Source organism: Xenorhabdus sp. SGI240 (assembly GCF_040081915.1).
GTDB lineage: Bacteria > Pseudomonadota > Gammaproteobacteria > Enterobacterales > Enterobacteriaceae > Xenorhabdus > Xenorhabdus bakwenae.
On the sequence record NZ_JBEBMB010000027.1, the window covers coordinates 47525 to 67253 of the forward strand.

Below are 19729 nucleotides of genomic sequence, written 5' to 3' on the forward strand. Positions count from 1 at the left end.
AATCAATTGGAAGTGTTACACCTTATTTAAGTGAATACTGGGATGTAAGTGCCAATGCTCTTCTGAGCCAAGGTGATTTTTCCAAAGGGATTGGTAAAGTGGACAACGTTTCAGTAATTCATCATGTGTACCGCTATCACAGAGGGTTCCATGATCCATGACCAATATTTGATCAGCACGGGTTATCGTGCTCAGGCGGTGAGCGATAACAAAAACGGTTTTATCCTGAGTGAGAGAATCAAAGGCTTCTTGTATCAATTGCTCATTTTCGGGATCCAACGACGCAGTTGCCTCGTCCAGGAATAGCACTGGGGACTGTTTTAGGATCGCGCGCGCAATGGCGAGCCGTTGGCGCTCCCCGCCAGACAACGTACCGCCATCCACACCTAAAGGTGTATCGTACCCTTGCGGTAATGCCATAATCGTATCGTGAATTCTGGCGAGGCGGGCAGCCTGTTCCAGCGCTGACGGCGTCGCATTCGGATCACCCAAACGGAGATTGTTGGCGACAGTATCCTGAAAGAGTGCGGTTTCCTGGAATACCATTGTGACGGTGTCGTACAGCGCTTGAGTCTGGTAATGATGAATAGGGTTTCCACCCAAACGGATTTCACCTTTATCCAGTTGATAGAAAGCGAGTAATAAGTAGGCCAGCGTGGATTTACCACTGCCACTTGGCCCCACAATCGCGGTCATACTGCCTTGTGGTGCATAAAATGACACGTTTTGGATAGCGGGCTGGTGAGTGCCCGGGTAGCTAAATGAGATGTTGTTAGCTTCGACATCATATTTGTTTGGTGCGGCTAATGGCCCGGCAGTTTGCGTTGCAATCGCTTCTATCTCGGCAATATGTGTTTCACCGACTTGTGTCAATGCGGTCACGTTGAGCAGGGGAATGATCCCGCGTAAAGGGGTAATCGTGGCGAACAACAATAGAATAGTGATCAGCATCTCAGGAAGAGTGAGTGCTTCATTAAAGCGTAAAGCTCCCGCCAGAATGCCAACCACCACGCTGGTATCAATAATGATGTAGAACAGACTCAGCAACGGTATGCTTTTGAATATGCCACGGCGGAATGCGGCACGTAGTTGTTCAATTTCCCGGTCAAAACGTTGTTCTACCGTTGTGGTCGCAGCCGCTGCGCGAATAAAAGCCATGCCCTGAGCATATTCTACGATTGATGCGGAGACATCAGCCATCATCGCTGCCCGGCGACGCAGTATTTCATTGAGTTTTTGCCGGATACCCCCCAGGATCAGTAATCCAACCATCAAGACTAACAGGGCACAGCCCGCAACTACCCAGTCGAACCAGAATAAAGTCAGATAGATAAGCGCCAGCATCATAATCTGGCAGGTGATTTGTGGGGTGGTATAGGCTGATTGATTTTCCTGCCATTGCACATCTTCGGATAACGTCAGGGCTATTTTTCCGGCACTTAATCCGCGAATTGTCGCTACGGACATACTGACAAGCCGTTGTAGCAAAGCGCGACGGATTTCTATTCCCAACCCATAAGCGGCAATGGTGAGTTTACGTAATGCGCGAGACATGAAAGCGAACCGCAGCAACAGTAAAACAACTAATAGTGTCAGCGTGATAAGTGGCAGCATAGCGTTGCCGCTTTCTTGCAGATGATTTTCCTCCAGATGAGTGATAGCCCAGGCGGCGATAGCCAGTTGAGCCATAATCGCAATGGTATCAAGTTGTTTATATAACAACCCACCAAACCAGACCCGTTGTAGCTTTGCAGACAGATGTTGTTGGAGACGATGAAATAATCCCATGATTAATTTACTCCTGTTCCGGTCTTTTCTCCCCGCCAGGCTGCCCACTGTTTGGCATACGCGCCTTGCTGTGCAACCAGTTCATCATGGGTGCCTTGCTCAACGATGTGTCCTTTATCCAGAACCAGTATTTGATCAAGGTGACGGATGGTTGGCAGACGATGGGCGATAACAATTACTGTCTTATTGCGGCATAACGCATTGAGTGCTTGTTGCATCTCTTTTTCACATTCGGGATCGGCATAGGCGGTGGCTTCATCCAATACAAGAATGGGGGCGTTTTTCAGGATAGCGGCGGCAACGGCGATACGCTGTTTTTCTCCTACAGACAAGCTGATACCGTGGTTAATCACGGTGTTGTAGCCTTGTGGTAACTGTTGGATGAATTGATGGGCTTGTGCTGCGAGGGCCGCCGCTTCAACTTCTGTTGGTGAAGCATCAGGACGGGCCAGGCGGATATTATTGGCTATCGTATCGTTGAACAGAAACACCCGCTGGAACACAAAAGAGATGTTATTACGCAGCGTGGGTTCATCCATGTTGCGGATATCAACTCCCCCAACAGTAATTTTGCCTTGTTGAGGGTCCCAAAGACGGGCAATCAGGCTGGCTATCGTGGATTTACCAGAACCACTGGCGCCGACCAGAGCGAGTGAACTGCCGGCAGGGACGGAAAATGAGAGGTTATTTAAGGCATTGTCCTGCTTATCCTGATAGGAAAAGCTGACATTATGCAAAGTCACAGTATGATCGGCAGGAGCCTGGCTTTGAGTACATGGCGCTAATTCAGGTTGATTCATTAGCCAACGATAACGTGTGATTAACGCCTCTTGCTGCTGCAAACGTGTCATCACAGAGAACATGGATGACGCAATATTGCCGAATGCCATAGCAGCCAGAATAAAGAAAGTGAACTCAAATAAAGTGATCTCTTGTCGGTTAAATAACCCGATCGCTAAAGGGAGGACAAACAGCAAATTAGCACTGGACAGCACAAAAAACCGGCTGGATTTAACCTGCACTTTCTCAATCCAAACATCAATAATTCGCGTCAGCGCGGTAAATGCGTCTTCCGCTCGCTGTAGTGCAATATTGCCGCCGGAATAGGTTTTCACTACAGGAATTGCGTTGATAACTTCACCCATTGTCGAAGCAATACGATTTTGGGCGGCGTAAAAACGCTGAGTCGTAGTTTGAACTTTCATCTGAATATAGATGAATAATAAACAGGCACCCAATGTTGGGGCGAAAGCGGCCAATGCTAATCGCCAGTCAATGGCTGACATCACACCCAATGCAATCAATGGGCCGAACACGGTTGCTGACATTTCTGGAATAATGTGGGCAATACCATCTTCAAGCTGTTCGACGTCATCTAGCATCATCTTCTTTATTTCAGTGCTGTCAGTCTGCATAAAGAAGCCCAAGGGAACAGACTTCAATTTATTGCTGATATGACGACGAATATCAGCCTGAACATCGGCAGCGATCAAATGAGCAACAAACGTTGAACCACTGAAAGTCAGCATAGCGGCAAAGGTAAAGCTTAATAACATGATGCCGTAATTCAGTAAGGCGTCATATTGCCCGTCATAGAGAGATTGGGTAATCAGACCGGCAATTGCCGCCGGCAGTATTTGCAAGCCTGCGGAAACAACCGCCAGTGCAATGGCAACATAACTCAGCGTGCGGTATGGGCGCATCATAGCCCACAATGTCTTAATGACACCGGCGTCAGCTGCACGCTGCTCGGGAGAGTTTTGAACAGAAGGGTCATTACTGAGCATAGGTGTTTTCCTTTTGGAAATCGTGGCGCTTACGTAATGTCCAGAACAAGCCTGCGAGAGTGAAGAGTGATGCAAGCGCGAAAAGAGAGGCATAGCTTGCTTTGGTCACAATCAATCCACCCAGTATTGAACAGATGATCGCAATGCTCATATCTGCGGATTGCATCAACGCGAAATCCACACCAGACTGTATGCCTGCCGCCAGAGACATCATTTGGGTATACAGGGCAACAAATTTGGTGGCGGTGATTAACGTAATAAAAACGTATGCGGCTGAAAGCAGGGATAGGGGAGTTTCTGGTTGTTGGGCAAGCCAAAAAATACTGACTAATACCAGACATTCAAGCAGCATTACCGCCGATAATGTCTGGATGGCACCTAACTTACGTACCACGATGCCACCAAGCAGGACACCGGATAAACCGGCTAATGCCCCCCCACTGGCAGCAATGATGCCTAATTGGGTCAAGTCTACGCCGCGATCGACTAAAAATGGGGAGAGCATACCGAGTGACAGGCGTGTCCCAATCATACACAACAGTATTAACATCAGCGCTTGTTTAACCGGAGTACGGCGTAACGCATCCTTTAACGATGGTTTTTGAGATAGATTTGAAGATGCTGTACTTGGCGTTTTTGACCCATTTGATTCTACCTGCCCCTGCGTTTTCCGAATGAACAAGACAGGCAGCGACATTAATAGGATCGCTATAGCTAACATACCTGCCCCAATGTGCCAGCCATACAGTGAAGTAAGATATAAAAACAGGCCGCTGCCGATCATAGCCCCCAGATAACTGCCCCCAACCTGCATGACGTTGCTCCAGGGGCGATGCTGTGGTGATAATCGGTCAATAGCATGACCATCCGTGGTGGTATCTACCACAGTCAGGCACAGCGTAATCAGAAACAGAGCTGCGATAATGAGCGGCATATGTTCAGCAGGTTTTGCCAATGATATTGAACCAAAAAGCAGGACAATTAACAGATTGCCGCAGAGCATGAGACGGCGGGGGTGAGTATCCCCCGAACCTGATTTGCGATAGCGTTCTACAACGGAAGCCCAGAGGAATTTAAATGCCCAAGGTAGCATCAATAGATAGAGTAACCCTATCTTATCTGGGGTAACACCGTGGTTGCGTAGAAATGCCGGCATGCTTTGTAACGTTAACATACCAATGGTACTTTGGATGGTGTAAACACCCGCCAAAGTCAAAAGTAGTAACGAGATGTGACGGCGATGTGAGGTATTGTGCATCATAGTGCAACGCTCACATCCAGCCCCACATTCAAGCCCTTACTTATCATGCTGTGCGTACCGTTCATAAGCTGGAAACTAGAGACACGGTACTGTTTGTTACCTAAGTTTTCGCCATAAAGTTTGACATTGATGCCATGATCCATTTCTAAACTGAGTGACGCGTCATAGAGAGTATATCCCCCTTGTTCAAGGGTATTCGCTTCATCAAAGTAGCTTTTTGAATAATAGCGAGTGGCGGCATTGAAATAGAGGTTACCCGGTAACAATGTTTGATCAATCAGATAGTCGAAACTTGCATTAAGCATGACATCGGGTGCATAAGGCAGGCGTTTGCCTTTATAACTTACGCCACGTGTTGTATCAGTGAAATTTGACTTACCTATGCTACCACCAAGAGAAAGTCTAAGCCCTTGCATTGGCTTAATCTGGCTGTTCAGTTCAATACCTTTACTTTCTGCTTTTCCGGCGTTGCGGATAAATTGCCCCCCCATAGGTCCAACATAGATCTGCTTATCTTTGGAACGGATGTAGTAAACCGCACTGTTTAATGTCATTGCGTTATTAAAGAACGAGGTATGCCAACCGAACTCATAATTGCCTGAGGTTTCGGTATCATAAGGCTTTCTATTATTGATGGAAGAAACGATGTTGTTGAATCCGCCCGGTTTGTATCCTTTGGTGGCAGAGAGATAGAAACGGCTATCAGGTGTCAATTGCCAGCCCAGAGCTGCTTTAGGTATAAATTCGTTGCTGGAAACCTGGTTATCAAAAGCGTCAATCTTCATGATGTCAGATCCTGAATAATTGATCTGAGATTTTTCATGTGATAAACGACCACCAAGGGTAAGGTCCCATTGAGACGCAATGGGTAATTTAACCTCACCGAACAGGGCTAGCGATTTTCCTTTGATTTTGTTATGCGCATCATTATAGCGAGTATAATGTTTGTTAGTTTCATCTGAGAACCAGCCACCGAGAACATGGGTAATCCCATTTGAGTAGCTGGAATTTAAACGCAACTCTTGGGTTGTGGCGTGGTGTTTTTCTTTCCATTTACCCCCGATAAAATCACGGAAAATATCGCGATCCTGATAGGCGGTGACACTGGTTAATACGTTGTTGCCAAAATCATATTCTGCTTTGAGGGCATAACTGTTGACGCGCCGTGTTAAATCCGGGACAGGGCCATCATATTTTTTCTGCCGGAACTGTTCGTCGGTTAAATAAAGCTCTTCATGTGAATTGAGATCTTCATGAGCAAAGCTAAGTTCAGCGCTGAAAGGAGAATCTTCTGGTGCAAATGTTAGCTTTCCTTTACCGAGCCAGGTCTTGCTGGCATCAATATTTTTATCACCGCGATTTGGTGCATCAATTTGTCCTGGCTCTTTTACCCAGCGTAGACTCATGCTGCCATAAAGCATGTCTTCAATAAGCGGCATTGAACCGCTGAAGGAACCGCCTTGTTTTAACTTGGAATAATGACCAGAAAGGTTAAGCCAGGGACCTTCTTTCGGAGAACGGGTGATAATATTGATAACACCGGCCTGAGCGTTGCCACCATATAAAGTGCCTTGCGGACCACGTAATAATTCTACACGTTCTACATTGATTAACTCTTGTGTCAGAAACTGGTGATCCTGAGGAACACCATCAACATAAATGCGAATGGAAGGTGAATAGTAATCGGGTGAACTGATACCCCGAATTGTGGTTGCTGAATAGGTTCGGTTACCGCGAGAGCGGATTTGTAAGCCAGGGAAAGCGCGCTCAAGATCCTGTACCTGAGTGATACCCGCTTGCTCAAGTTCCTCGCCAGTTTTTACCAAAATGCTGCCATTAACTTTATTTAATGCTTCTGCCTGTTTGTTGGCCGTCACAATCAAAACATCTTCTGTGGCTTCGGGTGAATGCTCCGCCCAGGCCACAACAGGTGAAATCAGACAACATAAGGCAGACGCTTTAGCATATTTTTTTTTCATAAATACTCTTTATGCCTTTCCAAATCATGTTTTAAAAAGATCAAATGTGGTAAACCAGACAAGTATGGTAAACCTGGAAACATATCTGGTGAAATTAACTGGAATAGAAAAGAAGAGCTAACGGGATAGGGACAAAAATAGCGCGATACGTACTATTGATAATGATTCTCATTAATGATAAATTGCGTGATATTCACATCTGTATATAAATATATAAAATAAAAGAATAATGTCTTTAACACGCACAACATGCTGTTTTTATTTTGGAAAGCGTTTTTTTTTGAAATGATTGGTGTCTGATGCTAATTTTACAGAGGATTTCATGAAGACGATCTATAGCGAGACATTGGGGGTTTTCACGGCGGGCCATTGCAATAATAGGCATTCGCCAGCAGAGGAAAATAACACAACGCCTTTATTGCTGACCGAGGAGCTTTCTGATGGAATTCACATCAACCGTATCCATCTTGAGTTAAGCCAAGATTTTACAGAATATTGTGAAGGACCGCCAACAGTGTCAATAGCTTTTGTTCTCAGTGGCAAGGGGAAAATGGCAATTGAGAATGGCGAGGTTTTAGATATTAATCCGGGAACAATGGTATTTTTTTATTCGCCTACGATGACGCGGGGTATGAATTTCTTTGGCTGCGGAATCTGGCATATTCTCGATATCCGTTTTTCTCTGAACGAAATTGAAGCTCAGGAGTTACCATCGTTTACCAGGTTAACGGCTGGTTTTGAGAAAAACGCGAGTTATAGTGATGCCTTGATGATGGCTTGCCCTATCTATCCCCCCTTTATGCAGATAGTGAATCAAATAGAAGAATGTCAATTAAACGGGAGTGTCAGAAAGGTCTATTTAAAGGCAAAGGCGTTAGAAATACTCGCTTGTGTGGCAGCTCAAATTTATGATTGCCAATATAATGTGATTAGCGGATTGCAGCGCCGTGCTGTTTATAATGCGATAAAAATAATTAATAACGATTATCATTACCCCTGGACCATAAAATTGTTATCAAGAGCCGTGGGGTTGAATGAGCGGAAATTAAAAGAGGGATTCCGGGCGGTTGTTTTCCGTACCTTCCATCAATATCTGGAAAACGTTCGTATGACCACAGCGGAAGATTTATTGAAGAAAGGGATGAATGTCATTGAGGTTGCTGCCGCAGTGGGTTATTCCAGCCCAAGTCATTTTTCTAAACGTTTCCGGCAACATTATTTAATCAACCCTAAAGCATGGCAAGCAAAATATGCCGTGAATCACACATTACTGAAAGAAAGTATTACAGCGGAAAGTCAGTAGAAATTTCGAGTGTGGCATAAGGTTGTTAAATTGGTAGGAACACCAACGAAACACTAAATCGTTGTGGCTACCGTGCGGTTTATCCCCGTGCTTACGGGGAACACTCTAATTTTATCTAACTGTTTTATAAAATATTTTTTCGACTTAAAAAGTCTACCATTTTTTCAGCCTATAAATCAGTAAAATTTATCTTTTCGTTTTTTCTGATTTATAATCTGCAATACAGATCGCGTTTTTTATTATGGTGATAGAGAACTGAATATAGGAAAGGTATTAAAGGAGCCTTTAGCGACTCCTTTGGGGGCAAATTTTTACTCTTAAGATCTATCCTGAGTCCGAAAAAATTGGCTCACTAACACCAATATACTCACCAGCAGATAAGCGGCAAAAATGCCAATCAGCCATTGCGGCATATCCAGCGTTAAAAATCCCCACTGTTTCATCGAACAATCCCCAAACGCCTGAAACACCGAGGGTAGCCAATCATTCAACAGTAACCAAGATGGGAATTGGACAAGAAATTCACAAGTATTAAACGGAGAAGGGTATAACTGCATCATGGTGTGATCCCATGCCAGTTGTAATCCTTGCCATGCGCTATAAATCCACAACAGGATCGCCAACCAGCGCAAAGGCGTTTTAGGTGCGATTGCACCGAGCAGCGCCGCACCTAGAATACCAAACAACGCAACACGCTCATAAATGCACATTACGCAAGGCTGTAACTGCATCACATGTTGAAAATAGAGTGCTGTCGCTTCCAGGATAAGAGCTGTCAACGCCATCAATATCCATGCGCCTCGCCCTTGGGAACTCTGATTTAAAAATTGAAACATTTTTTTTCTTCCCATCTTTTCAATATAAATAACGGGGTTATTGTGCAAAACCACACCATCCGGCAGGATATAACGATAAATTCAGTCTCCAATTATAGTGGGGTGATCAAACCAAGTTTGATGAGATATTCAGTGGCTGGCACTAACCAGAATTCAACACACAACAGACCCACTAGTGTCATCACAATGGTATAAGGCAAGGCCATTATTACCATGCGACCATAAGAGAGACGGATCAATGGAGATAAGGCAGACGTTAGCAGGAACAGAAAAGCGGCCTGTCCATTAGGGGTTGCTACGGATGGTAAGTTAGTTCCTGTATTGATAGCAACGGCCAAATACTCGTATTGCTGTTGTGAAATCAGGCCACTTTTCAGGGCGTTCAGCGCTTCATTAATGTAAACCGTACCGACGAAAACGTTATCAGAAACCGTGGAGAGCAATCCGTTGAACAGGTAGAATAAGGAAAGCTGTGAAGCGGGTGAAGACTGCAAGACAAATTGAATAAATGGCGTAAACAGTTGTTGGTCAACAATGACGGCAACCACAGAGAAAAACACGGTCAACAGGGCAGTAAACGGTAAGGCTTCCTCAAATGCTTTACCTAACGCATGTTCTTCGGTAATACCACAGAATGCAGTCGCTAAAATAATGACTGATAGGCCAATCAAACCCACTTCAGCCAAATGAAAAGCCAGGGCGGCAATCAGCCAGATGCCGATTAATACTTGAATAGCAAGCTGGGCTTTTTCTTGGCGGGTACGTTTTTCACTGGCTTTTTGGTCGTAATCTTCCAGAACAGAGCGAACACGCTCAGGCAATTCAGCACCGTAACCGAATAATTTAAAATGTTCAACCAGCAAACAGACCAGCAAGCCACAAATAAACACAGGAATGGTGACTGGCGACATACGAATAAAGAATGTGACAAAATCCCAATCAACATGTTTGGCAATAATCAGGTTTTGGGGTTCACCAACCATAGTCATCACGCCGCCCAGTGCAGTACCAACCCCCGCATGCATCATCAGACTGCGCAGGAATGCCCGGAACTGTTCCAGCGTCTGTCTTTTATCCTCACTGTCAATGTACTTATCATCATTCAGTTCAGAACTGCCGTTGTGGGAAAGGAATCGGTGATAGATGGCGTAAAACCCGATTGAAACACTGATGACAACAGCAATTACAGTCAGGGCATCAAGGAAAGCGGATAAGAAAGCACTCGCCAGACAGAATGCCAGTGCCAGCATTTTCTTGGAGCGGATACTCAGTAGCAGCTTTGTAAAAACAAACAGCAATAATTGTTTCATGAAGTAAATGCCCGCAACCATGAAAATCAGCAATAAAATGACTTCCAGATTGTTGGCAATTTCATGACCTATTTGTTTTGGCGAAGTCATTCCAATGATGACTGCTTCAATAGCGAGCAATCCTCCAGGTTGCAGAGGATAACATTTTAATGCCATTGCTAGTGTGAAGATAAACTCAACGACGAGCATCCAGCCGGCAACAAAAGGGCTGATAAAGAAGTAGACCAGTGGATTGATAATCAGAAAAACAATGATAGCCAGTTTGTACCAATCCGGCGAATTGCCGAGAAAGTTCTTCACCACTGCGCGTTGGAGACTGATTTCCATTATTATTAATATTCCTCTTTGTGGATATGTAGAAAAAATCTAAGTAGCGATAAATCAAAACGACCACTATAGAAACATATCGGAGCGGTATTGTACGCTCAATGCGATAGCAATTTAAGGGCATTAGCGAATAATTAATCTACCAATGATCGCATTTTTTATGAACCCTTTCACTCTTTCACGGTTTATTTACCAGGTAACTATGTCGGGCAAGCACATTCTGGTATCATCAACCGCTATTATTAGCCAAGAAAACTGCTTTGGAATAATTAAAATTATGGTAATTAAGGCTCAAAGTCCTGCGAGTTTCGCGGAAGAGTATCTCATTGAAAGTATTTGGAATAATCGCTTTCCACCCGGCTCCATACTGCCAGCAGAACGTGAATTATCTGAATTGATCGGTGTCACCCGTACGACCTTGCGTGAAGTATTGCAGCGCCTTGCCCGTGATGGTTGGTTGACTATTCAGCATGGTAAACCAACCAAGGTTAATAATTTCTGGGAAACATCCGGTCTTAATATTCTGGAAACTTTGGCGCGTCTTGATCATGATCGTGTTCCCCAGTTGATTGACAACTTATTAGCTGTGCGAACCAATATTGCCGCTATCTTTATCCGCACGGCATTTAAGAACAATCCTGAAAAATCATTGGAAATTCTGGCGGAAAAAGAAAACGTGGAAGATACCGCTGAAGCTTTCAGTTCTGTGGACTATGATATTTTTCGTGGTCTGGCTTTTGCGTCAGGAAACCCAATTTACGGTTTGATTATTAACGGGCTGAAAGGGTTGTATACCCGTGTTGGTCGTTATTATTTCTCCAGTCCTGAAGCACGTAATTTAGCGTTGAATTTCTACCAGCAGTTAAGTTCATTATGTCGGGAAAAAGCCTATGACAAGATCATGGGTTGTGTGCGTAATTATGGTAAAGAGAGTGGCATTATCTGGCATAGTATGCAAAGTATTATGATCAATGAATTGACAGAAAGATCAACGAATTAACAGAAACACGTCTTAAGTTGGTTAAACTCTTCGTTTTTTGTTTGCCTCACGATTGGTTACATTTATTTACCCCAGTGATGTAGTTATCTCATGGTTAGGTCATATAATATGCAATTATTGATGCATCATTATCTATGTTTCTGGGGCATTTCTCTGATCATCACTTAACACGTGTGTGCTATTTAGAAACACGCCCAACTGTGTAATGCAGTTTTTTAAATTATTATTCTACTTAATTAATAACGATGCTAGATAAAATTCCAAAAATTTTCATTTGTCTGGAGTTTTATGAATTCTATCATTGTGAATGCAATGTTTATTTTTTGCCATAAAAAACACTTTAATAAGTAAGAAATGAAGGGGTAAACAGTATTTTTATCTTTTTTAACTATTTGATTTATATGAATTTATATTGAAACTCTAAATTTGTTGAAGAAATATTTTTTTGTATTTCGTAATGTAAATGTGACTTAAATCCTAAAAGTTAATTAATTGCGTCATGGTCTATTATTCTGTATTGGCTTTTTATGTTTAGCATATTATGCTTGCGGACATCACTTGCCAGTAGGGGGTAGAATGAAGGTCCTTATTTTAGGCAGCGGTGTTATTGGCGTAACCAGCGCATGGTATCTTGCACAAGCAGGCCATGAAGTTACTGTAATTGATCGCCAGAACAGTGCCGCAGAAGAAACTAGTGCCGCTAATGCCGGTCAAATCTCACCAGGGTATGCGACCCCTTGGGGGGCTCCAGGTATCCCACTAAAAGCAATAAAGTGGGTGTTTCAACGTCACGCGCCTTTAGCTATTCGCCCTGATGGTTCCCTGTTTCAATTACGTTGGATGTGGCAAATGCTGCGTAATTGTGATGCAGGCCATTACGCGATGAATAAAAGCAGAATGGTACGCTTGGCAGAATATAGTCGGGATTGTATTAAACAATTAAGGGCCGATACGGGGATCCAATATGAAGGGCGCCAGGGAGGAACTCTGCAATTGTTCAGGACCACCAAGCAATTTGATAATGCAGCCAACGATATCAAAGTGTTAGAGCAAGAGGGGGTTTCTTATCGATTATTGACTGCCGGGCAATTGGCGACAGTGGAGCCAGCGCTTGCCAATGCTTCCCATAAACTGACAGGCGGGTTGCAATTACCGAATGATGAAACGGGTGATTGTCAACTTTTTACCAAAACTCTGGCCAAAATGGCAGAAGATATTGGTGTGCAGTTTGTATTCAACAAGCGGGTTAAACAGATTTTGGTGGATGGAAATAGAGTCACGGGTATTCAATGTGATGATGGCATCATGACGGCGGATCACTATGTGGTAGCGATGGGATCTTATTCCACTGAAATATTAAAAGAACAGGTTAAAATTCCGGTTTATCCGCTGAAAGGTTATTCATTAACAATGCCGATCATGGACGAATCAAAAGCACCTGTCTCAACTGTGCTGGATGAAACTTACAAGATTGCCATTACGCGTTTTGATAATCGTATTCGCGTTGGTGGTATGGCGGAAGTGGTTGGATTTAATTTGAATGTTCTCCAGAATCGTTGTGAAACATTAAAAATGGTTGTACAGGATCTATACCATAATGGCGGCAATATTACGGAGGCCTCATTCTGGACAGGTTTGCGTCCTATGACCCCGGACGGTACTCCTATTGTTGGGCCAACCAAATATGCGAATCTTTATTTAAATACAGGACATGGAACACTAGGTTGGACGATGGCCTGTGGTTCAGGGAAGTTACTGTCTGATTTAATTTCAGGCAAAAAGCCCGATATTGCGGCAGATGATCTCTCTGTATCCAGATACATTGATGGCTTCAATATAAAAGTGTTTCCAATGAAGCCTCATTTACACACGGCATAAACTATAAGAAGGGGTCGTCATGCCACGTCCTATTTTGGCAACGATCCATCTCAATGCATTTCGCCATAATCTGTCTGTTATTCGTCAAATGGTGGGTAACAGTAAAATTTGGTCGGTAGTAAAAGCGGATGCGTATGGGCATGGATTGGACAGAATATGGCAATCACTCATGCAGACAGATGGATTTGCACTGCTTGACATGAATGAAGCTATTTATTTAAGGGAGCAGGGATGGCAAGGGCCAATCTTGCTATTGGAGGGTTTTTTCAAGCCCGCCGATTTACAGATTATCAATAAATACCGCCTGACAACCGTAGTACATAGTCATTGGCAGCTTGATGAGATAGGAAAAGCCAAATTGGATACGCCTATTGATATCTATTTGAAACTCAATAGTGGCATGAATCGGTTGGGATTCATCCAAAAAGAGTATCCACAGATAGTTTCAATGGCGAGAAAGGTTAAAAATATTAAGTCAGTGACTTTAATGACCCATTTTGCCAATTCGGATAATGAAATGGGTATTGATGAACAATTCGCGGTTGTTGAGTGTTTGCAAATGAATTCACTGCCTCATTGTCTGGCGAATTCTGGTGCTGTGTTGTGGCATCCGAAAACACATAAAGATTGGGTACGGCCAGGTATTATTCTTTATGGCGTGTCTCCGAGTGGAAAGTGGTGTGATGTTGCCGATATTGGGTTGAAACCAGCCATGACGCTACAAAGTGAAATCATTGCAGTACATGAGCTTCCCGAGGGAAAAGAAATTGGCTATGGCAGCCGCTATACAACCCAAAAACCCATGCGAGTCGGTACAGTTGCCTGTGGTTATGCGGATGGATATCCGCGGCATGCCCCAACGGGAACACCTATTATGGTTGATGGTGTTCGTACCCGGTTATTGGGGGCTATATCAATGGACATGATGACGGTTGATTTGACTCCGTGTCCTCAGGCAAACATAGGCAGCATTGCCGAGTTGTGGGGAGAAAATCTACCCGTAGATGAAGTCGCAAACCCGGCAGGAACCATTGGTTATGAGCTTTTGTGTGCTTTAGCGAAGCGCGTTCCTGTCACTGTGGCTTAATCCTTTCTATTTTTAATAATTCAGGCATTTTTATCTTGGTTTTGGAATAAATGCCTGTTCTATATCCCACTTGATTGATTATTATCTGCAAACTTACGGCAGCGGATCATGACAGAAAGTCTGTCAGGGTTGCCATTCTTAGGCTGCAATGGGTTATTGATACGTGCAGTTTCGATACACGCCATATTCTTATAACCTTCTTTGCTCATATCTTTCATACTACTGGAAAGTGCAGCGCCAGGATTCCAGCAGACGACTTCGCTATGGTGATAGTGGTGTATTTCAATTGTTCGTTTCCATAGCGGATCTCTGAGCAGGTTAAAATCGTCTGGTTTGGTATAAATTCGGTCTGTTCTCCCGCGGAAGACTAAATCTTCATCAATATATTGCTCACTCTCGGTGAGAGTATCAATAAAATGTGAACCAAGCCCGCTAATCTGAATTTGATTGATGTCACTCACATTGAAGTATGAGTGAAGGGCACACGTGGCTTGATATTCCCCGTGGGGTTCTAATTCTATTTCGCAAGTTTCTCCCAATTTAAAGCGGGCAATCAGTGTGAATTCATGTGGCCATAACTTACGGGTATATGCGTTATCCTGCAATGTGAATGTCAAAATAACGCCATTTTCATTCTCATCATGAGCTTTGAGTTCCCAGGGGAGTATCCGTGCAAATCCATGACTGGGAGCTGCAAACGCACCAAACCAAGGCCAACAGATGGGAATACCACCACGAATAGCAGTGCCTGCGCTGAAAAGCGTGTTATCACTGACCCATAATACGGGTTTTTCGTTATTGGGTTGCCAGGTAATCAGGTGTGCACCTTGAAGACTGATCACGCCGCGAGCTTTAGGATGGGAAACAACAATTAACGGAAAACCATCAATGTTTCGCTGGCTAATATAAGGGGAGAGCTGTTCTACAATCGGTAATGAGAAAATTTTATCAAGCATCTGTCATGACCTTATGTACACTTAAATTGGCAGTTGAACTAAGGAATAAGAATATCTCAATATTTTAGTTATATAAACATAAAAGCCACCTGAAAACAGATGGCTTTTGAAAGTGGATAAAAGCTCGATTATTTGGAGATGTGAGCGATCAGATCCAGAACTTTATTGGAATAACCGGTTTCGTTGTCATACCAGGAAACCAGTTTTACAAAGTTATCGTTCAGCGCGATACCTGCTTTTGCATCAAATACAGAAGTCAGTTTTTCGCCGTTGAAATCAGTGGAAACCACGTCATCTTCAGTATAGCCCAGAATGCCTTTCAGTTCGCCTTCTGCCGCTTCTTTAATCGCGTTACAGATTTCTGCATAAGTTGCTGGTTTAGCTAGACGTACAGTCAGGTCAACAACAGATACGTTAGGAGTAGGAACACGGAAAGACATGCCGGTCAGCTTGCCGTTCAGTTCAGGGATAACTTTGCCTACTGCTTTTGCTGCGCCAGTGGAAGAGGGGATGATGTTCTGTGCTGCACCACGGCCACCACGCCAGTCTTTTGCTGAAGGACCATCAACCGTTTTCTGGGTAGCGGTTGTTGCGTGAACTGTCGTCATCAGACCTTCAATGATACCGAATTTGTCATTAATAACTTTAGCCAGTGGAGCCAGACAGTTAGTGGTACAGGACGCGTTGGAAACGATATCCTGGCCTGCGTAGGCACGGTGGTTGACACCCATAACGAACATTGGCGTATTGTCTTTGGATGGACCGGTCAGAACAACTTTTTTCGCGCCAGCCGCGATATGCTTACGTGCAGTTTCGTCGGTCAGGAAAATACCCGTTGCTTCTGCAACAACATCAGCACCGACTTCGTTCCATTTCAGGTTAGCTGGGTCTCTTTCAGATGTCACACGGATGGTTTTGCCGTTAACAACCAATTGACCGTCTTTAACTTCAACAGTGCCGTTAAAGCGGCCGTGGGTTGAATCGTATTTCAGCATGTATGCCATGTATTCTGCATCCAACAGATCATTGATCGCAACGATTTCAATGTCTGAGCGCTCTTGAGCAGCACGGAAAACAATACGGCCGATACGACCAAAACCGTTAATACCTACTTTGATAGTCATAGTATTCCACCAGCTATTTTTTAGTGAATTAAAAGTTGTTTCTAAAGTTACCAAAATCTTGCCAGCCGTCAAGCGGAATCGTGTCAACAATTGAAAAAGATCAATTTAATAATCACTATTCAGACGATTGTTATACAGCTGGAACAAGCTCTACGTACACCATTATCGGGGTATAAGGAGATATTTAAAGTTACCATTGGTTAGTTATGTGAGACTTATCACAATTAGTAAAGTAAATTGCTATGTTGGATGGGTTAGAATGCGTTTTGACATTTTGGTGTTAATTTTGGGTTGTTTCCGATGATATTTTATTGAAAATATTGACCTTAAAAGGTGGTCATTATGACTAAAAGTCAAAATATTTCCCTTTCTATAGAACAGCTTAGTAAAATACAGCGCTATGTTACGCAAGAAGCAGGTACTGAGCCGCCGTTTTCAGGAAAATTACTCCATAACAAAAAAAATGGCATTTATTATTGCTTGTGTTGCCGCCAGCCATTATTTGTTTCTGATACGAAATTTGATTCGGGATGTGGATGGCCGAGCTTCTACCAACCGATTCGTGATGGTTCTGTTACATATATTGATGATTATTCTCATAATATGCATCGGATAGAAGTGCGTTGTAGCCAATGCCAGGCACATTTGGGGCATATCTTTCCCGATGGTCCCAAACCGACAGGAGAACGTTTTTGTATTAATTCAGCAGCGCTGCGTTTTGTTGATAAAGAAACAGGCGAAGAAACGACAGGTTAATGTTACGTTTGAATATTCTGAATTTAAATGAGATCTTGGCTTTATGAGTTAAAAAGAAACGATTCAGCTTTTTTTGATAAAATATTTTTAACTGTTCTTAAGGTCAATATATGATTCATACTCATGTTGGCTTACAGCCCTACAAGTAAGATATGTAGTATATGCAGTGAAATAGAGCACATAGCCATTAAGTAAGGAAATTTCGATGAAGTTGGATGATTTACTCTCCGCCATGACGCCTGAAATTTATCAGCGATTAATCCAGGCTGTTGAACTGGGAAAATGGCAGGATGGTGTACCGCTCACACCAGAACAGAAAGAATACAGTTTACAGGTGGTGATGCTCTGGCAAGCAAAACATAATCATGATCCTGAACATATGACGATTGGCACAGACGGCCAAATTACCATAAAAAGTAAACAGGAGTTAAAGGCGATATTTCAGTCTGACATGGTCGCAAAATTAAAACCCCAGTCGGAAGATTGAAATGGCCTGAATTGAGAACCTCGTCCTGTTTTTTGTTAAGGACGAGGTTCTTTTTAGTTTATAAATTAATTTTATTAATGGTTAAGGCTGCTGTAGTAATGGATTAGGTCATAAAATAGATATAATTTCATTTTGTGGAACTAACTTGGCCCCTTTTCTGGCCATTTCTTCAAATGCCCGCTGGCTATCCTCTTTCTGGATATTAACACCCCGGCAGCCATCAACAATGACATAGGTTTCATAACCTAGTGTCAGGGCATCAAGTACAGTAAATTTTACGCAGTAATCAGTGGCGATACCCATGATAAGCAGGCGTTGTATATTTTGTTCTGTTAACCATGCATCCAGGTGGGTTTTACTATTATGGTCATTATCGAAGAATGCACTATAGCTATCTATCTGGGGGTTTTCACCTTTGCGGAAAATTTCTTGAATAGCAGATTGGTTTAACAAAGCATGAAACTCTGCACCAAACTCTCCTTGTATACAATGGTTCGGCCACCATACTTGAGGAATACCATTGAGTTTTCCTAATGTACCTACTTTTTTTCCTGAGTTTTCTGCAAAGCTCATATGGTTAGCAGGGTGCCAATCCTGAGTTGCGATGACCGGGATATTGTTTTCCTGGCATAGCGCAATCACATCATTTGCTGTCTCAATCACTGCGTCGCTATCTTTGACTGCCAGTGCTCCTCCGGTACAAAAGTCATTTTGCAGATCGATAAGTAATAATGCTGTTTTCATCATATTTCTCGACTTATCTATTTGTTATTCATCAGCGTAACTCAATTCTCCCCGCAGATTTTGTTGCATCAAGTCGCGGATCTCTTCAGGGGGATAAGATTGACTCAGTAAATAGTGCAATTTTGTTAAAGCTGCCTCGAAAGTCATGTCATAGCCGCTGATAACACCTGATGCAGCCAGAGAATGACCCGTCGCATAACCTCCCATGTTGACTCGGCCAGAAATGCATTGTGTCAAATTAACCACGATAATGCCTCGTTCCGTTGCTGTCTTTAGCGTTTGCAATAAATCAACGCGTTGCGGAGCATTGCCAACACCGTATGAGCGTAAAATCAATGCCTTGACGGGTTGCATCAGAATATTTTCTACCACCTGACTGGATAATCCCGGGTAGATGGTCACGACACCAATTGGTTGCGATTTGATTGGATTTACAACGAATTCGCCTTGACTAACAGGTATAGGATTTGTTTTGAAAGTGCGAATATTTATCCCGGCTTCCATCAGTGGGGGGCAGTTCGGGGATGAAAAAGCATTGAAGCCATCTGCATGGGCTTTAATTGTTCTATTGCCACGAAATAACTTATTGTTAAAAAACAAGCTGACTTCGTTAATAGGGTAATTTGCTGCGAGATACAGTGCATTAAGGAGATTGGTTTGCCCATCGGAACGCAAGGCTTCCAGCGGAATTTGTGACCCTGTCACAATAATAGGCTTATTCAGGTTTTCACACAGGAAGGAGAGTGCTGATGCCGTGAAAGCCATGGTATCTGTACCGTGCAGAATAACAAAGCCATCATAGTCATGATAATTCTGATAAATATCATTTGCGATAATGTTCCAGTCGTCAGGACTCATATCAGAAGAATCAATCAGGGGTTGGTGTTCACGGATCGTGAATGTCGGCATTTCTGGACGGTGAAATTCTGGCATTTTAGCAAGTTGTTGTTGTAAATGACCGGAAACGGGAATGTATCCATTGGGGGAATGTTGCATCCCAATAGTACCGCCAGTGTAAACAACATAGATCGATTTCTTCTGCATGGTAACACCTCAATAAAAACATTTAGCCGGATTATAGGGAGTATCAAGAATAAAAAAAGCCT

The 19729-nt window shown here is 43.3% G+C and carries 16 protein-coding genes; 6 read left to right on the forward strand and 10 right to left on the reverse strand.

Going from position 1 to position 19729, the window contains the following annotated elements:
- Positions 1–15: 15 nt before the first annotated feature.
- From ABLA76_RS06715 to ABLA76_RS06730, 4 genes are read right to left on the reverse strand one after another with little or no spacing between them, the layout of a single operon-like run.
- Complete coding sequence (locus tag ABLA76_RS06715) at positions 16–1788, reverse strand: ABC transporter ATP-binding protein (RefSeq protein ID WP_348987345.1); 1773 nt, start codon at positions 1786–1788, stop codon at positions 16–18.
- A gap of 2 nt (positions 1789–1790) precedes the next feature.
- On the reverse strand, positions 1791–3575 hold the full coding sequence (locus ABLA76_RS06720; protein WP_348987346.1) for an ABC transporter ATP-binding protein: 1785 nt from the start codon (positions 3573–3575) through the stop codon (positions 1791–1793).
- On the reverse strand, positions 3565–4836 hold the full coding sequence (locus ABLA76_RS06725; protein WP_348987347.1) for an MFS transporter: 1272 nt from the start codon (positions 4834–4836) through the stop codon (positions 3565–3567). Before ABLA76_RS06725 ends, ABLA76_RS06720 begins: the two co-directional genes overlap by 11 nt.
- Positions 4833–6815, reverse strand: coding sequence for a TonB-dependent receptor (locus ABLA76_RS06730; RefSeq protein WP_348987348.1), 1983 nt, complete (start codon positions 6813–6815; stop codon positions 4833–4835). The genes ABLA76_RS06725 and ABLA76_RS06730 overlap by 4 nt, the downstream gene beginning before the upstream one ends.
- A gap of 322 nt (positions 6816–7137) precedes the next feature.
- Here ABLA76_RS06730 and ABLA76_RS06735 point away from each other — a divergent pair, with 322 nt between their 5' ends.
- Complete coding sequence (locus tag ABLA76_RS06735) at positions 7138–8118, forward strand: AraC family transcriptional regulator (RefSeq protein WP_348987349.1); 981 nt, start codon at positions 7138–7140, stop codon at positions 8116–8118.
- 317 nt (positions 8119–8435) lie between these two features.
- Here ABLA76_RS06735 and dsbB read toward each other — a convergent pair whose 3' ends face one another.
- Positions 8436–8954: a disulfide bond formation protein DsbB gene (dsbB, locus tag ABLA76_RS06740; protein WP_348987350.1), complete on the reverse strand. Its 519-nt coding sequence runs from the start codon at positions 8952–8954 to the stop codon at positions 8436–8438.
- Between the two features lie 92 nt (positions 8955–9046).
- Positions 9047–10591, reverse strand: coding sequence for a sodium/proton antiporter NhaB (gene nhaB / locus ABLA76_RS06745; protein ID WP_348987351.1), 1545 nt, complete (start codon positions 10589–10591; stop codon positions 9047–9049).
- Between the two features lie 277 nt (positions 10592–10868).
- On the opposite strand from nhaB, the gene fadR reads away from it, so the two are divergent.
- From fadR to alr, 3 genes are all read left to right on the forward strand, one after another.
- Positions 10869–11591: a fatty acid metabolism transcriptional regulator FadR gene (gene fadR, locus ABLA76_RS06750; RefSeq protein ID WP_348987352.1), complete on the forward strand. Its 723-nt coding sequence runs from the start codon at positions 10869–10871 to the stop codon at positions 11589–11591.
- 576 nt (positions 11592–12167) lie between these two features.
- Positions 12168–13469 carry a D-amino acid dehydrogenase gene (locus tag ABLA76_RS06755; protein WP_348987353.1) on the forward strand — a complete coding sequence of 434 codons (1302 nt, stop codon included), beginning with the start codon at positions 12168–12170 and terminating at the stop codon, positions 13467–13469.
- Between the two features lie 19 nt (positions 13470–13488).
- Positions 13489–14556 carry an alanine racemase gene (gene alr, locus ABLA76_RS06760; protein ID WP_348987354.1) on the forward strand — a complete coding sequence of 356 codons (1068 nt, stop codon included), beginning with the start codon at positions 13489–13491 and terminating at the stop codon, positions 14554–14556.
- A gap of 59 nt (positions 14557–14615) precedes the next feature.
- Here the strand turns inward: alr and ABLA76_RS06765 are convergent, their stop codons facing one another.
- Both ABLA76_RS06765 and gapA read right to left on the reverse strand, forming a co-directional pair.
- Positions 14616–15512 carry a D-hexose-6-phosphate mutarotase gene (locus ABLA76_RS06765; RefSeq protein WP_047769806.1) on the reverse strand — a complete coding sequence of 299 codons (897 nt, stop codon included), beginning with the start codon at positions 15510–15512 and terminating at the stop codon, positions 14616–14618.
- A gap of 128 nt (positions 15513–15640) precedes the next feature.
- Entirely contained in the window at positions 15641–16636 is a 996-nt protein-coding gene (gapA, locus tag ABLA76_RS06770; protein ID WP_047769804.1) for a glyceraldehyde-3-phosphate dehydrogenase, read from the reverse strand.
- A gap of 342 nt (positions 16637–16978) precedes the next feature.
- Between gapA and msrB the strand changes: the two genes are divergently transcribed.
- Positions 16979–17392 carry a peptide-methionine (R)-S-oxide reductase MsrB gene (gene msrB / locus ABLA76_RS06775; protein ID WP_348987355.1) on the forward strand — a complete coding sequence of 138 codons (414 nt, stop codon included), beginning with the start codon at positions 16979–16981 and terminating at the stop codon, positions 17390–17392.
- A 205-nt stretch (positions 17393–17597) separates the two neighbouring features.
- The gene (locus ABLA76_RS06780) at positions 17598–17879 is read left to right on the forward strand and encodes a DUF1315 family protein (RefSeq protein WP_348987356.1); all 282 of its coding nucleotides are present in this window, start codon (positions 17598–17600) and stop codon (positions 17877–17879) included.
- A 108-nt stretch (positions 17880–17987) separates the two neighbouring features.
- Here the strand turns inward: ABLA76_RS06780 and pncA are convergent, their stop codons facing one another.
- Together pncA and ansA are read right to left on the reverse strand one after the other, a co-directional pair.
- Positions 17988–18623: a bifunctional nicotinamidase/pyrazinamidase gene (pncA, locus tag ABLA76_RS06785; protein WP_348987388.1), complete on the reverse strand. Its 636-nt coding sequence runs from the start codon at positions 18621–18623 to the stop codon at positions 17988–17990.
- Between the two features lie 24 nt (positions 18624–18647).
- Entirely contained in the window at positions 18648–19667 is a 1020-nt protein-coding gene (ansA, locus tag ABLA76_RS06790; protein WP_348987357.1) for an asparaginase, read from the reverse strand.
- Between the last annotated feature and the right edge of the window lie 62 nt (positions 19668–19729).